Here is a 14,440-nt window from a genome sequence, read left to right as displayed (position 1 = left end):
TTCAGGCGCGCACCCGGCGCAGCCATCTTCCGGAGTCCACATAGCCACGTGCTTTGGAGCAGGCACCCAGCTTGAGCCTGTAAATTTGAAGCCATGACTCCAAGCCCCAAACCTGTGATGGCCCGCGCCCCCGGTATCTCCCAGGAGATCGAGGACGCTGCCTGGTTTGTGCTCGGACCGGGCCTCCAGGGCAAGCCGTCCGCCCTGGACGGCAAGACCCTCACCTGGACAGCGGACGCCGCCGCGGAGCTGCTGGCACGCCTGGAGAAGGGAGTCCCGGATGCCAAGGCGCCCATGATGACCAACCTCCGGCAGAACCTCGAGGACGCCTCCCGGGAAGCCAAGCAATTGGCCATTGAGCTGCTCTTCCTGCAGTCGCTGCCGCTGGCCCACGAGGTCAAGTCGCTCAAGGTCAAGCGTGCCCGCGTCGCTGAAGCTGCGTCCTGGCTGGAGCCGCCGCTGGAGCTGCCCGAGGAACTCTACAAGGGCATGACGGACCACGGCGTGATCAGGGACCGGACGGCTGAGTTCAACTGGACCATTTGGGACCATCTGAAGTGGCTGTGCCGGTTTGTCCAGCACGTGGACCAGCAGCCGCCTTCCACCATCGCCAAGGCCCTGAAGGATCCGCAGAAATTCCACCAGCTCGCTGCAGCCACCCCCGGGGATCAGCCGGCCATCCGCCGCAGCATCGAATACCTTGCCTGGCCCAGCTTCTTTGAGCCGGTGGTGGCGGACGTGGAACGCCAGGAGATCAGGGACGCCTTTGCCTCCCTGGTGGGCGGCGCCAAGGGTGACACTGACCCGGACATCACCGCGGACATCCACCGTATCCGGCTGCACCTGGATGAGCAGGCCGGCCAGCGGATTGACTGGTACGCCCGCCAGCTGGTCAGCCAGTGGCGCAAGGTGGGGGACCCAGGCCGCCGGGCCTGGCTGCTCCGGACCCACAGCGACAACACCGAGCTCCTCGCCGCCTGGCAGGCCGAGGAGAAGGTAACGCTCGACGTCGAGCATCTCCGCTTCCTGGACCCTGGTGTGACTGCCGGGCTGGTCCAGCATGCCGTGGACGAGGACTACAAGCACCTGGGTTACGTGGAACGGGAGGACACCAAAACGGCCGTCTTCGCCTTCCTGACGGTGATGAAGCCCGGCGACCTCGTCCTCTGCCAGCACGCCGGCGCCGTCCGGCTCGGTGTGGTGCTCGGCGAACCGGAACACAATGAGGACAACCGCCGGATGCGCCGCAAGGTCCGCTGGTTTGACGACGCCCACACCACCGCGGACCTGCCCCGGCACGTCCAGCGGCAGCTGGCCACGCCTGGAATCATCGTTGACGTCACCAAAGTGGTGCAGGCACTCCAGTCGCTCGTGCCCGCCGAGGCGGAACCGGACGACGACGACCCCGCCACCGCCGCCGTCGAGGTTGTCCCGGTCCACGAGGGCTTCCGCCCGCTCAGCCGCGGCTTCGCGGATTCGCTCCACATGGACCTCGAACCGCTGCAGGAGATCGCGGAGCTGCTGGAGGAGAACAGGCAACTGGTCCTGTACGGCCCGCCCGGGACCGGTAAGACCTACCTGGCCAAGCACCTCGCCGCTGAGCTTGCCGATGACAGCACCGACGAACGGGTGAAACTGGTCCAGTTCCATCCGTCGTACGCCTACGAGGATTTCTTCGAAGGGTACCGGCCGGACAAAACGGATGAGGGCCAGGTGTCCTTCAAGCTCGTGGCCGGGCCGCTGCGCCGGCTGGCCGAGGAAGCAGCCAAGCCCGGGAACGAAAGCAAGCCCTACTTCCTGATCATCGACGAAATGAACCGCGCCAACCTGGCCAAGGTGTTCGGCGAGCTGTACTTCCTGCTCGAATACCGCGATGACCGGATCTACCTGCAGTACAGCCCCAACGAGCCGTTCACGCTGCCTGACAACCTCTACATCGTCGGCACCATGAACACGGCGGACCGCTCCATCGCCATGATGGACGCAGCCATCCGCCGCCGCTTCGCCTTCATCGAGCTGCATCCGCAGACCGAACCGGTGAAGGGTTCGCTGCTGCGCTTCCTCCAGGCCAGGCAGCTGGACACCACACCGGCGTTGTTGCTGGATGCGCTGAACGCTGCCATCGACGAATGGGACCGGGACCTGATGATCGGCCCGTCCTACTTCATGAAGCCCGCCGCGCAGACACCCGCCGGCCTGCGCCGGATCTGGAAATACGAGCTGATGCCGCTGCTGGAGGAGCACTATCACGGCCAGCTGAAGCGGGCCCAGCTTGAGGAACGGTTCGGCTTGGACCAGTTGCTGGGACGCCTTGCTGCCGGCTAAGCCTGCCCACGAGCCGTCGCAGGGCGCTGCGAGCAGCAAAGCGCCGGCCGGAAAGCCCGTGTCGTCACGTGGCCAGTCTGGCCAGGCTGGGCAGCCGGCTCGGGCGGCCCCAGCTGCCCGGCACCTGGTCCTGGACGAGCTGTCCGGCGGGATCGTGGAGCGCCTGGATTCCGCCACCGCGGCGTTCGTGAACTCCAGCGGCCTGGCCAAGGCGTCGCCGATGGGCATGGGCCTGTACCGCATCGAGCCCGTGGGGAAGGTGGGTTCAGTCCGCACCTCCACGCTCCAGCTGGATGTGCGGCCCAAGGACCGGCTGGGCCTGAGCAGGCTGCTGTTCCTGCTCGGCTATGCCGGCGAGCAAGGCTTCCGTCCGGATTCCGTGGCCGCTGCCGAGGACCGTGAACTCTGGAGCGCGCTGGCCGAATCCCTCGCCCAGCTGGCAGAGCGTGCTTTGGGCCGCGGGGTGCTGCAGGGCTACCTCACGGTGGACGAGTCGCTGCGGACAGTGAAAGGCCGCATCCGGATTTCGGACCAGATTTCCCGCCGCCCCGGCATGCTGGTCCCGCTCGAAGTCTCCTACGACGAGTTCACGGAGGACATCGCCGAAAACCGCGTCCTGCGGGCCGCGCTCGAGCGCATGGGCCAGGTCCCGCGGGTCCGGCCCGAAGTCCTGAGCCGCCTCCGGCAACTCAAGGGAAAGCTCGACGCCGTCACCCGCCTTCCGGCCGGAGCCCCGCCACCGCCGTGGACGCCCAGCAGGAAGAACGTCCGTTACCACGCGGTCCTGCGCCTGGCTGAACTGATCCTGCGCAAGGCCTCCGCTGAAGCAGGGGAAGGAAAACAGCAGACGGCCGCGTTTGTGGTGGACATGGAGCAGGTGTTTGTGGATTTCGTCGGCACCGCCCTCCGCGAGGCGATGGCCGCATACCCGGGGGAGATGCGGCTGCAGTACAACGCACTGCTGAGTGAGGCTGTCAGGGATTCGGACCGGCTCTCCGTGCGGCCGGACGCAGTGCACCTGCTGGGCGGCCGTCCAGTGGTGGTCTATGACGCGAAGTACAAGGCCGCGGCGGATCTGGGCGCGTCCCTGACTGCGGACCATTACCAGATGCTCGCGTACTGCACCGCCCTGAAAGTGCCCACCGCCTGGCTGGTCTACGCAGGTGCGGGAGAGGTCAAACTGCGGCGCATCCTGAACACCGACATCGACGTCGTCGAATTTCCGCTGGACCTTTCGCGGCCGCCGTCGGAAATTTTGGCTGCCATCGGCGATCTGGCGCGGCAGTCGTGGGGAGAAGTGGTCCGGGCCGCCCGCTAAACCCCGCTGGCACCGCCCCTGGAAGCGCCGGGCTTGGTGCTAAGCCTAGACGGGCACCCGGAACGTGAAGGTGGTGCCTTGGCCCAGCTTGCTTTCCACCTCGATGGTTCCGCCGTGGGCCTCCACAATCGCCTTGCTGATGGGCAACCCCAGTCCCACGCCGGGAATGGCTGTCCGGCGGACGTTGGAGGTCCGGAAGAACTTGGTAAAGACCTCGGCCTGGTCAGCAGGGGCCATGCCCATGCCGGTATCCCGGACCTGGCACTTGAGGTGGCCGTCCTCCTGCACCAGGGCAATCACCACGTTGCCGCCGTCGGGCGAGTATTTGATCGCATTGGAAACCAGGTTGTCCAGCACCTGGGAGATGCGCGGGCCGTCAACGTGGGCCTCCAGCTGCGCGGGAATGTCCGTCTCCAGGACCACCCCGGAGGAGTCGGCCCTGGGCTGCGCGGCGGACACACTGGCCCGCACCAGGTCAGCCACGTCCACAGCGTACGGCTTCACCAGCAGTTGGCCGTTCCTGCTGGCCAGAAGGTCAGAGACCAAGGTGAGCAGCCGCTCCGAGTTCCGCTTGATGATCTCCAGGGGCTGCTGCCGTTCCTCGTCCGGTCCATCGGCCAGGAGCAGTTCCACGTAGCCGAGAATCGAGGTCAGGGGTGTCCTGAACTCGTGCGAGACGCTGGAGACAAAATCGTCCTTGGCTGCCAGAGCATCCACCAGGTCCGTCACATCGCTGAAGACGATCACCGATCCCGCGAACTTCCCGTCGGCGTCCTTCATAGCCCGGGCCGAGGTGCTGATGGCCCGCTGCTGAGGCCCGGCACCGAGCCAAACCAGGTAGTCGGTAAACGTCTCACCGAGCACAGCCCGGCGCACCGGCCTGTCCCCAACAGGGACCGGAGTGGTGCGGTCCGCCGCGAACACCAGCAGTTGGGACTCGTTCGGATCGGGGATGTCCTGGGGCGTGGCCAGGATGTGATTGGCCCGCTGCTTCCGGTTCATCAGGATGTCGTTCCCGCCGGCATCCACGGCGAGGACCCCAGTGTGCACGGTATCCAGGATGGTGTTGAGGAGCGCTTCCTGGCGCATGGACTTTTCCAGGCCCGCCTGAAGCTGCTGGTCCTTCTCCTCCAGGGTCCGCTGCTGGCGCATCATGCTCTGCGTCAGGACGCTGACAGAGACTCCGATCCCCAGCATCATCAGCGGAATGAGCAGGGCTTTGGCAAGGCTCGGGCCGGACACGTCCCCGCGCGCGAAGAGGGGAACCCAGATGATTGCCAGCGGCCCCACGAAGGACAGCAACCGGGCAGTCCGCGGGTAATAACCCGAAGCGCAAAGCCAGATGACGGGGAACGCGGCGAGGAGGCTGATGCCTGTCAGGCTGTCCTGGCCACCCTCCCGCCCCAACCCGATGGACACGAAATCCAACAACGGAAGGACAAGGAAGCTGGTGAACGGCAGCCGGTCCCAGGGAACCAGGAAACACAACGCCGTAATGACCAGCTGGGAGACCAAAAACGCCACAAACAAGGGGTTTTCGAAAACGCCGGGGAAAAACGCCAACACCAGGAACGCCGTAAAGAGGGCCGTGACGGACAGCGGTGCCTGGCTGAGGACCACCCGGGATGTCAGGGTGTTCTCGTGGAAAGGCCGGCGGAACGCTTTCAGCCAGCCCACAGCACGCGGCACAGCAGAGTCACGCATGAATTCGGGCCTGAGATGGGACGATAGGGAGACGCATACCAGCAGGATATCGGCAGCGGGCTATACTTCTGACGTTGTCAAGGTGGCTGAGGGGGCTGGGATGAGTGAAGCACGAGTGGGGCTGGTCATCGAGGATGATCAGGATATCCGCGAACTTGTACGCACGGTCCTGACCCAGGCGGGATTTGAGGTGACCGTTGCCAGCAGTGGCATCGAAGGGGTCCTGGCCGCAAAGACGTTGAATCCTGACGTCATCACCCTCGACCTCGGGCTGCCGGACATCGACGGATTTGAGGTGTCACGCCAGATCCGTGAGTTCTCCGATGCCTACATCGTGATGCTCACGGCCCGCGCGGATGAGCTGGACACGCTGATCGGGCTGGAATCCGGGGCGGACGACTACCTCACCAAGCCTTTCAGGCCGCGCGAGCTACGAGCCCGGATCGCCGCCATGATGCGCCGCCCCCGGTCGGTCCCCGACCCGGCGGAAGCCGTTCCCGGCGCGGACCAGCCCGTGGACGCTCCCCCCGGCTCAGGCGACGGAACCTACAGCCACAACGGCCTGGTCCTGAGCTACGCTTCACGGTCCGTCACAGTGGATGGGGCTGAACTTAACCTGACCCGGACCGAGTTCGAACTGCTTTACGCCCTGCTCGAGGCGGGGCGGACGGTCCGGACCAAATCGGATCTGGTGCGACGGCTCCGCGACGAGGATTACGACGTCGGCAGTTACATCAGCGAGGCAGACGAACGTTCCGTGGAAGTCCACATGGGAAACCTGCGGAAGAAGCTCGGCGATTCACCGCAGCGCCCCCGCTGGCTGCAGACAGTCCGCGGCGTCGGCTACCGGCTGGCTCCGGCGGAGCGCTGAGACTCCAGCCGGTGGACCGTTTGGCGGATGCAGTGGCTGATCGGTTTCAGGTGTGTGGCGGCCAGCCGGGGCAGCGCAACTGAGGGATCGGTGCTTTGCGACTCTTCGCGGATGGAGCGTTCCAGGGTCAGCGCCAAGCACGCCAGCCGTTCGGCGCCCACCATCTGGCTGGATGTTTTGAGGCTGAGGATTGCGTCCACGGCCCCGTCCAGGTCTCCGGTGGTCAACGCCAACCGAAGCCTGTCGATCCTGACCGGCAGGTAGCCAATGAAATTGCCCACAAAGACAGTGCTGTAGCCCTCATCCTCGTCGAGTTCAACCCGCAGCCGGTCAAGGACTGATTGGTCAACCAAGGGCCGCCCGGCGTCGTCGGAGGAAGCCATTACTGTCCTTTCCGCTGGGGTGTGCCACCCCGGAAAGGGGGCGGCGCCGTCGGGCATTTCGTCCACTTTCAGACTAAGACTCTTACGTAGACCCGGCACGGCTCAGCACAAGGAATGTGGCTTTCCTGAGGAGACTGCGGGTTTACCTTCAGGAGCCCAATCCTCGCGGGCGCGCATCAATTCGCGGCGGGGCAAAGAGTCAAGATTGTCTCAAGTTCCATCGGCCAGCTGAATTCGGTCGGCCCGCTGAGTTCGGTCGGCCCGCTGACTCAGCCAGCCGGGCCCGGGGTGGGGCTGGCAAGAGCGGCTGTACCAGCCGGCGAACCGAGGAAGCTCACCAAATGGGCTTCGAGGGACGAGCCGTCCTTCAGCTCGCACTCCCAGACCGTGAGCACTTCCCAGCCCGCACTTTCGAGTTCAAGGCGTTGGTGGGCATCGCGGTGCAAGGTGCGGGTGCGCTTAGCCTCCCAAAAGGCGGCGTTGGCTTTGGGGGCGTGCTGGCCCACCCGGCAGTCGTGGAAGTGCCAAAAGCAGCCGTTGACGAAGATGACCTTGCGCCGTCCCGCGAACACCAGGTCTGGGCGGCCGGGCAGGCGCGCCTTGCCGGCTTTTCCGTGCAACCGGTAGCGGTAGCCCTTGGCGTGGAGCAGGCGGCGCACCAGCAGTTCGGGCTTGGTGTTCTTTCCCCGGATCCGGGACATGTTCCAGCTGCGCTGCTCGGGAGTGAGCTTGTCCGCCATGATTCCAGTCTAGGAGTTTGCCCGGTTTAGGATTCACCTGCTGGGGGAGTTACCCGCCTCAGAAGTGACCCAGTCTGAAAGTGCCCAGCCTCGGAGTCACCCAGTCTGGAAGTGCCCAGCCTCGGAGTGACCCAGCCTTGGAGTGTGACCCAGGAGCTCCTAGATCTCGCGCTCAGGCTGCTCGCCGAACTCGAAGTGGCGGCCGCTGACGGAGCGGGGCTCGATCTCCACATAGAAGTCCTTCAGCGTGGGCACCCAGGTTTTGAGGCCCAGGCCCTCCACCTCGGCGAGCTCCGCGGAGTTGCTCAGGACACGTGCCGTGCCCCGGACCACTACCGACCACGCCTCGTCCTCGAGAATGCCGTCGGTCTCCAGGAGCACGGTCGAATTGATGGTCAGCTGGGCGAGCTTGTTGCCCGGCGCTGTCCGCAAGTAAAGCTTCCGTCCCGAGGCAAGATAATTCACGGGAAAGATGTCGGGTTCGCCGGCCACTGAAACAACCAGCCGGCCGTGCTTGGTGGCCTCCAGGAGTTTCCAGGACTGCTCATCATCGAGTTCCAGGACAGGGTTTCCATCTGCGTGGTTGAACATCATGTGGGCCATTCTTCTACGATCGGTAGAAGAATGCTAGACCCCGGGACAATTTTGCTGACGCCCACCCCGCGAGGGGATGTGCCGGCGCCTGCCAGGGCTGCCGGCGGCCGGCAGCCCATGATCCGCGTCTCACCCCGGAATAGTTGCAGGCGCCGGGCAGTTGGGCCAAGCAGAACCCGTTCATTTTCGAAAGGACCGCGCATGCTGTTTTCTCCGTTGACCCTTGGCGAGCTCGAACTGCCTAACCGCCTGGTGATGGCGCCGCTGACCCGTATCCGTACTGGCGAAGAAGGTGTCCCGGGCCCGCTGGTGGTGGAGCATTACCGCCAGCGTGCATCCTTGGGGCTTATCGTGAGCGAGGGTATCTACCCGAGCCCTGCCGGACGCTCCTACTCAGGGCAGCCAGGACTGGTCAATGCAGAACAGGTTGCGGGTTGGAAGAAGGTCACCGACGCCGTTCACGCAGAGGGTGGCCGGATGTTCGCCCAGGTCATGCACGGCGGCCGGGTGTCCCACGAGGCCATCACGGGTGGCCGGACCATCGTGGGACCGAGTGCGGTTGCCATCGACGGCGAAGTCCGCACGCCGTCCGGTAAGCAGCCGTTCCCCGTGCCGCACGCCCTGAGCACCGGGGAACTGTCCGTAGTGATGCAGGAGATCGTCACCGGCGCCGTCAACGCGATTGAAGCAGGTTTCGACGGCGTGGAGCTGCACTCAGCCAACGGTTACCTCCTCCACGAGTTCCTCGCCCCGAACTCGAACGTCCGCTCGGACAGCTACGGCGGTTCCCCGGAAAACCGGGCACGCTTCGTGATCGAGACGGTCAATGCCGTGGTTGCCGCTGTCGGCTCAAACCGCGTGGGCATCCGCATCTCACCCGAGCACAACGTCCAGGGCATCGCGGAAACGGACGCGGCAGATGTCCGCGCCACCTATGAGGTCCTGGTGGACAGCATCGCTTCCCTGAATCTGGCGTACCTGAGCATCCTGCACCACGAACCGAGCGGGGAGTTGGTGCAGGACCTCCGGACCCGTTTCGCCGGCCCGTTCCTGGTGAACAGCGGCTTTGGCGTGGTCACCACCCGCGAGGAGGCCCTGGCGCTCGTAGCCGACGGCCACGCGGATGCTGTGGTGGTGGGGCGCCCCGCACTGGCGAACCCTGACCTGGCCCGCCGCTGGAAGGAAAGCCTTCCGCTGAACGCTATCGACGCCGCCACGTTCTACACCGAGGGCGCCAAGGGCTACACCGATTACCCGGCGTACGCCGGCTAAAACGGGTGACTGTGGCGCCTTTCTAAGTGCTACAACTGCTGTCCAGGCAGCAACACAGGGCGACGGCGGCACCCGGGGGGTGCCGCCGTCGTCGGCTGCTCGGCGTGCTGTTCCGGCAGCCCGCGCCAATTAGCCATCCGACGGCTGTTTTGGCTGAGCTATAAGTTGGCCCGCCCAGATTCGCATGGACTGGGCGGTGATGACAGAATACTCCAGCGAATGGACCATAGCTAGGGGAATTTAGAGGAAGGCTTCCCGGCCGGTTCCTTCGCGCATAACCAGCTTGCCGTCCTGGATGGAGACGAGCAGACTTTTGGGCTTTCCGCTGACTTTGAGGATACCTTTGAGGCCCCGGTTGGTGACTTCCACGCCCACCTGGGCACCCTTTGCGGGCAGTTCCACTGAAGCTTCGAAGGCTTCGCCCAAGAGCGGGTTGGTGGAGACCCCGACGTCACGGCGGACCTCTTTGCCGTTGACCAGTACGGTGATGTTGGCCTCGTCGAATCCTTCCTGAAAGACGATGAGCAGTTCCCGCATGGTGGCCTCTTCCTCGAAATGATTACCGATGACGGCAACTCAACTACAGCACTTCACGGCCCGGAGTGGAATACCCGTTTCCGCTGCCCGCCCGGGCAGAGCCGGGGCAACGGGCGCCGTGACAGGCAAAGCCGCCAGCGCCCGCCTTGGTAGAGACCGTCAGGGCAGTAGGGCAAAATGTTCTGGTGACTCAACTCCCGCAGCGCCCTTCGTCCCCCGCATCGCCCGCCCAAACCGGCGCCATCACGCCGGACGACGCAATCTATGCCCAGATTGCCGCTGAGCTTGCCGTTCATACCTGGCAGGTGAAGGCCGCAGTGGAACTGCTCGACGGCGGGTCCACCGTCCCGTTCGTCGCCCGGTACCGCAAGGAAGCCACCGGGACGCTGGACGATACACAGCTCCGCGAGCTCGACGAGCGCCTGCGCTACCTCCGCGAACTGGAGGACCGCCGTCGTACCGTCCTTGAGGCGATCGCTGCCCAAGGGCAGCTGACGCCGGAACTCCAGACGGCGATCCTTGCTGCGGACACCAAGTCCCGGCTGGAGGATATCTACCTTCCGTTCAAGTCCAAGCGGCGCACCAAGGCCCAGATCGCCCGCGAAGCCGGGCTGGAGCCGCTTGCCGAGGCGCTGCTGAAACGCCCGGACCTCGATCCGGAACGGGAGGCGGCCAAGTACCTGAACCCGGAGCACGCCGTTGAGGATGCCTCTGCTGCGCTCGCCGGTGCCCGCTCCATCCTGGTGGAACGCGTTGCGCAGGACCCGGATCTTGCCGCCAACCTGCGCGAACGGCTCTGGACCCAGGGCCGGATGGTGTCGCGCGTGAAGAAGGGCAAGGAAGCCGACGGCCAGAAGTTCGCGGACTACTTTGCGTTCGCCCAGGCGCCGTCCGGGATGCCCTCGCACCGCGTGCTGGCGTTGCTGCGCGGCGAGAAGGATGGGGTGCTGGAACTTGACCTCGCCGAGGCAGATCCGGCCGACGACGACGCCCTTGCCGCCGCGCGTGCCCGTTATGAGGCTGCGGTGGCCAGGTGCCTCGGGGTTGCGGACCGTGGCCGTCCCGCCGACGCGTGGCTGATGCAGACCGCGCAGCTTGCCTGGCGCTCGCGGGTGCTTGCGCGGCTGACCGCTGATCTTCGCGGCCGCATGTTCAGCGCCGCCGAGGATGAGGCCGTCCGGGTCTTCGCCGCCAACCTGCGCGATGTCCTCCTGGCCGCGCCCGCCGGCAACCGCGCCACCCTTGGTCTGGATCCTGGCCTGCGGACCGGCGTGAAAGTCGCCGTGGTGGACGGAACGGGCAAAGTGGTGGCCACGGACACCGTCTACCCGCACGCGCCGGCCCGGAAATGGGACGAGGCGCTCGCCACGCTGGTCCGGTTGGCGCAGAAGCACCACGTGGAGCTGGTGGCCATTGGCAACGGCACGGCGTCCCGCGAAACGGACAAGCTCGCTGCCGAACTGATTAAACTGCTTCCCGCCGCTGCGCAAAAGCCACAGAAGCTGGTGGTCTCCGAGGCCGGGGCGTCGGTGTATTCGGCATCTGCGCTGGCGGCCGCTGAGCTGCCGGGCATGGACGTGTCCTTGCGCGGGGCGGTGTCCATCGCGCGGCGGCTCCAGGATCCGCTGGCGGAACTGGTGAAGATCGATCCCAAATCCATCGGTGTGGGCCAGTACCAGCATGATGTCACGGCGTCGAAGTTGGACCGGAGCCTGGACGCGGTGGTGGAGGACTGCGTGAACGCGGTGGGGGTCGACGTGAACACGGCCTCGCCTGCGCTGCTGAGCCGGGTGGCCGGCGTCGGGCCCTTGCTGAGCGAAAACATTGTGGCGTACCGGAACGAACACGGGCCCTTCGCCAAGCGCAGCGAACTGAAGAAGGTACCGCGGCTGGGTGCCAAGGCGTTTGAGCAGTGCGCCGGGTTCCTGCGGATCACCGGGGGAGCGGAACCGCTGGATGCGTCGAGTGTCCACCCGGAGGCCTACGCGGTGGCGCGGAAAATCCTGGTGGCGGCCGGGTCCGCACCTGCGTCCTCCCTGGATCCACGCACCTTTGTTGATGGGACGTTCGGGTTACCCACGGTGCAGGACATCCTGGCCGAGTTGGATAAGCCAGGCCGCGATCCTCGCCCCGCCTTCGCCGCGGCCACCTTCTTGGAGGGGATTGAGAAGATCTCCGATCTCAGGCCCGGCATGGTGCTGGAGGGAACTGTCACGAACGTCGCGGCATTTGGCGCCTTTGTTGACGTCGGCGTCCACCAGGACGGCCTGGTCCACGTCTCGGCGCTGGCCAACCGCTTCGTGTCCGACCCCCGTGAAGTGGTGAAGTCCGGGCAGGTGGTCCGGGTGAAGGTGCTGGAGGCCGATCCGGAACGGAAGCGGATCTCGTTGACGTTGAGGCTCGACGACGAGCCGTCGCCGTCCGGGGGCGCGAGGACCCCGGGCGGCGCAAGGGATTTCGGCGGGACCCGCGACGCCAGCGGGCGGAACTCCGGGGGCCGGGATTCAGGTGGGCGGGGCGCCGGTGGTCAGAAGTCGGACAACCGCGGCAGTGGCAAGACCAGCACTTTGCCGAACTCCGGAGGCGGGGATTCAGGTGCGCGGGGCACCGGCGGCCGGCCTCCTGCCCCCAAACCTGCTCCCGCTAATACCGCCATGGCCGAGGCGCTTCGCAAAGCCGGCTTGGGCAAGTAGTTCGCCGCCTCAGGCGGGGGAAGGCCTTGCTTAGGCGAGGGACAGAACGAACGCCAGAACGAACCCGGCAGCGGTGCTCAGCGCCACCGCCGGGCCGCCGTGCTCGAATGCTTCCGGCATCAGAGTGTCCGCCAGCGATGCAATCACGGCCCCGGCTGCAAAGGCCAAGGGCAGCGAGATCGCCTCAGGGTCGGTGCCTGAAAGAGGTCCGGCACCGACCACAACGGCAACAACCAGCAGCACTGCGCAGGCACCCCACAGCCCGATGATGCTTCCGGCCGAGCGGCCCTGGGTCCGCATGGAGGCCGCGCCCACCAGGGCCTCCGGGAAATTGGACACAAAGATGGCGGCCAGCAATGCCAAGCCGCCGGTTCCTTCACCGAGGGAAACCCCCAAGGCGACGTTTTCGGGCACCCCGTCCAGCGTGACAGCAGCCAGGAGGGCAAGTCCGGCTGCACCACGGGTCGACTCAACAGCTGCGGGTTTGTCCGCGGCGGCTGCGTCAGTGTCGAGCTTGGCGCTGCCTTGGAACTCGTCCGCTGGCGTGGCCTTGGACCCCGGCTGGGCCCACCGGTCCAGCAAGGCGCTGAGGGCGGTGAATACGATGGCTCCCATCATCAAGCCAATGGCGGCCCGAATGATCCCGCCGCGTTCGTAGGCATCCTCGAACAACTCGAAGGTCAGGGCAGTGATGAGGGCACCGGCTGCAAAAGCCAGGAGCATCGCCAGGAGGCGCTTGGGGAGTTCGAACTTAACACCGATGAAGGCACCCAGAATCAGTGCACTGGATGCTATGGCGCCGAAAACCAGCGACATCATCATCCCGACAGTATAGGAGCGGGACCCGGCGGGCGGAACCTATTTTTGCAGGTCAGGACTAGGCATCGTCGGTGCCACTGCGGCGGAAGCCAAACTCGAAGCGGAACAGCTCATCGCGCACAGCCGGGCGACCGAGGGAGACCTGTATTTTGACCCCTCCAACTCCCTTCAGGCGGGTGTGGGAACCCTCGTTGCCAGGTTTGTAAAGGGCGATGGTGGCAGGACGCATAACCGCATAAAGCGCGCGGGGGCGACGCGCTGGTGGTGCTGTCCTCCGGGCGGGCGTCGGCGGGCGTCGGCCCGCTAGGTACTCAGAACCCTCGGCCGGCCGAACTGGGTCCGGACTCCCGGCGAGAAAAGGACCGACTCCGGGGGGCCAGCCACCCCGATTCCGGCAGCGTTGACGATTCCGTCGTCGAGTTGGGTCACCTCCGCCTGGTGCAATGGCCAGGCCGAGTGCGTGTTGGGGATGTACAGGGTGCGGCCGCGGAAAGTGGTGTGGAGGCCAAACCTTGCGGTGAGGTGTACAGACAACGGATCGGTGGCGACGCCTTCCAGCTCAGGTATAGCTGCGAACTCGCTCCTGGCGCCGCCCCGGAACCGCCGGACCGAGTAGCCAGTGGAACCGTCCGACTGTGCGGAGTGGAAGTCAGTTCTGGACCAGACGTAAGGGATTCCGGCTGCTCTGGCCGCCAGGACCACCGCGAGGCGATCAGCGTCGAGGCTCAGGAACACCACGCCTCGAGTGCCATCCGGTCCACGGGAGTAGAGACGAACATTGACCTCGTTGAAATCCCCGAAGAACGGTATTGCTGGTCCACGGCCGAGTGCGGCCTTGCGCATGCGAAAGCCGATCAGGCCCACCCAGGACGAACCGTCGTAAACGTCGGGAACCACCCCGGGCGGCATGAAGGCGGCTGCGGCTGACTCGGGCAGGCGCCAGTGCAGGAACAGGGTATCGGTCCAGCGCTGGTCCATGATGATGGGGCCAGGCAGTTGCGGCGCTTCCGGCCACGGTTCAGGGCTACTCAGCTGATTTGTCATCGCCTCAATCCTTCATCCAATGAATCCGGTCCCGCTTTTGTGAGCGCTTCCGGTAGTTGGGGTGGTTCCCAGTCGGGTTCTTCGGTGGCGTAGTGTCTGCCGGTGGGTGAGATCCAGCCTGGTGGGTGGTCTTTGGTGGC

General features: G+C 65.5%; 12 protein-coding genes. 5 read left to right on the top strand and 7 right to left on the bottom strand.

What is annotated here, in order from left to right; translation table 11 throughout:
* The first annotated feature begins 93 nt into the window (after positions 1-93).
* Together ACP7AX_RS01965 and ACP7AX_RS01960 are read left to right on the top strand one after the other, a co-directional pair.
* On the top strand, positions 94-2,325 hold the full coding sequence (locus ACP7AX_RS01965; protein ID WP_426225202.1) for an McrB family protein: 2,232 nt from the start codon (positions 94-96) through the stop codon (positions 2,323-2,325).
* Positions 2,326-2,383: 58 nt separating this feature from the next.
* On the top strand, positions 2,384-3,643 hold the full coding sequence (locus ACP7AX_RS01960; RefSeq protein ID WP_426225201.1) for a 5-methylcytosine restriction system specificity protein McrC: 1,260 nt from the start codon (positions 2,384-2,386) through the stop codon (positions 3,641-3,643).
* A 45-nt stretch (positions 3,644-3,688) separates the two neighbouring features.
* On the opposite strand, the gene ACP7AX_RS01955 is transcribed toward ACP7AX_RS01960, so the two are convergent.
* Positions 3,689-5,347, bottom strand: a complete 1,659-nt coding sequence (locus ACP7AX_RS01955; RefSeq protein WP_426225200.1) for a sensor histidine kinase — start codon at positions 5,345-5,347, stop codon at positions 3,689-3,691.
* Between the two features lie 100 nt (positions 5,348-5,447).
* Between ACP7AX_RS01955 and ACP7AX_RS01950 the strand changes: the two genes are divergently transcribed.
* Positions 5,448-6,218, top strand: coding sequence for a response regulator transcription factor (locus tag ACP7AX_RS01950; RefSeq protein WP_426225199.1), 771 nt, complete (start codon positions 5,448-5,450; stop codon positions 6,216-6,218).
* Here ACP7AX_RS01950 and ACP7AX_RS01945 read toward each other — a convergent pair.
* The 3 genes from ACP7AX_RS01945 to ACP7AX_RS01935 form a co-directional block, all read right to left on the bottom strand.
* Positions 6,191-6,601 (bottom strand): Hpt domain-containing protein, encoded by a 411-nt coding sequence (locus tag ACP7AX_RS01945; RefSeq protein ID WP_131682333.1) that lies wholly within the window; start codon positions 6,599-6,601, stop codon positions 6,191-6,193. The two genes, ACP7AX_RS01950 and ACP7AX_RS01945, sit on opposite strands and share 28 nt — an antisense overlap.
* A 269-nt stretch (positions 6,602-6,870) precedes the next feature.
* Complete coding sequence (locus ACP7AX_RS01940) at positions 6,871-7,341, bottom strand: DNA mismatch endonuclease Vsr (protein ID WP_131682332.1); 471 nt, start codon at positions 7,339-7,341, stop codon at positions 6,871-6,873.
* 159 nt (positions 7,342-7,500) lie between these two features.
* Positions 7,501-7,935 carry a pyridoxamine 5'-phosphate oxidase family protein gene (locus ACP7AX_RS01935; protein ID WP_131682331.1) on the bottom strand — a complete coding sequence of 145 codons (435 nt, stop codon included), beginning with the start codon at positions 7,933-7,935 and terminating at the stop codon, positions 7,501-7,503.
* Positions 7,936-8,136: 201 nt separating this feature from the next.
* Between ACP7AX_RS01935 and ACP7AX_RS01930 the strand changes: the two genes are divergently transcribed.
* Complete coding sequence (locus tag ACP7AX_RS01930; RefSeq protein WP_131682330.1) at positions 8,137-9,207, top strand: alkene reductase; 1,071 nt, start codon at positions 8,137-8,139, stop codon at positions 9,205-9,207.
* Between the two features lie 240 nt (positions 9,208-9,447).
* Here the strand turns inward: ACP7AX_RS01930 and ACP7AX_RS01925 are convergent, their stop codons facing one another.
* On the bottom strand, positions 9,448-9,744 hold the full coding sequence (locus ACP7AX_RS01925) for a hypothetical protein (protein WP_131682329.1): 297 nt from the start codon (positions 9,742-9,744) through the stop codon (positions 9,448-9,450).
* Between the two features lie 185 nt (positions 9,745-9,929).
* Between ACP7AX_RS01925 and ACP7AX_RS01920 the strand changes: the two genes are divergently transcribed.
* Complete coding sequence (locus tag ACP7AX_RS01920) at positions 9,930-12,437, top strand: Tex family protein (protein ID WP_426225198.1); 2,508 nt, start codon at positions 9,930-9,932, stop codon at positions 12,435-12,437.
* Between the two features lie 30 nt (positions 12,438-12,467).
* Here ACP7AX_RS01920 and ACP7AX_RS01915 read toward each other — a convergent pair whose 3' ends face one another.
* Both ACP7AX_RS01915 and ACP7AX_RS01910 read right to left on the bottom strand, forming a co-directional pair.
* The gene (locus ACP7AX_RS01915; protein WP_426225197.1) at positions 12,468-13,259 is read right to left on the bottom strand and encodes a ZIP family metal transporter; all 792 of its coding nucleotides are present in this window, start codon (positions 13,257-13,259) and stop codon (positions 12,468-12,470) included.
* A gap of 300 nt (positions 13,260-13,559) precedes the next feature.
* A complete protein-coding gene (locus tag ACP7AX_RS01910; protein ID WP_426225196.1) occupies positions 13,560-14,300 on the bottom strand; it encodes a YqjF family protein in 741 nt (246 codons plus the stop codon).
* Positions 14,301-14,440: the final 140 nt, after the last annotated feature.

This window comes from Pseudarthrobacter sp. DSP2-3-2b1 (genome assembly GCF_049895945.1).
Lineage (GTDB): Bacteria > Actinomycetota > Actinomycetes > Actinomycetales > Micrococcaceae > Arthrobacter.
The sequence above is the reverse complement of the archived record's forward strand: the minus strand, read 5'-3'. Positions and strand labels throughout refer to the sequence as shown.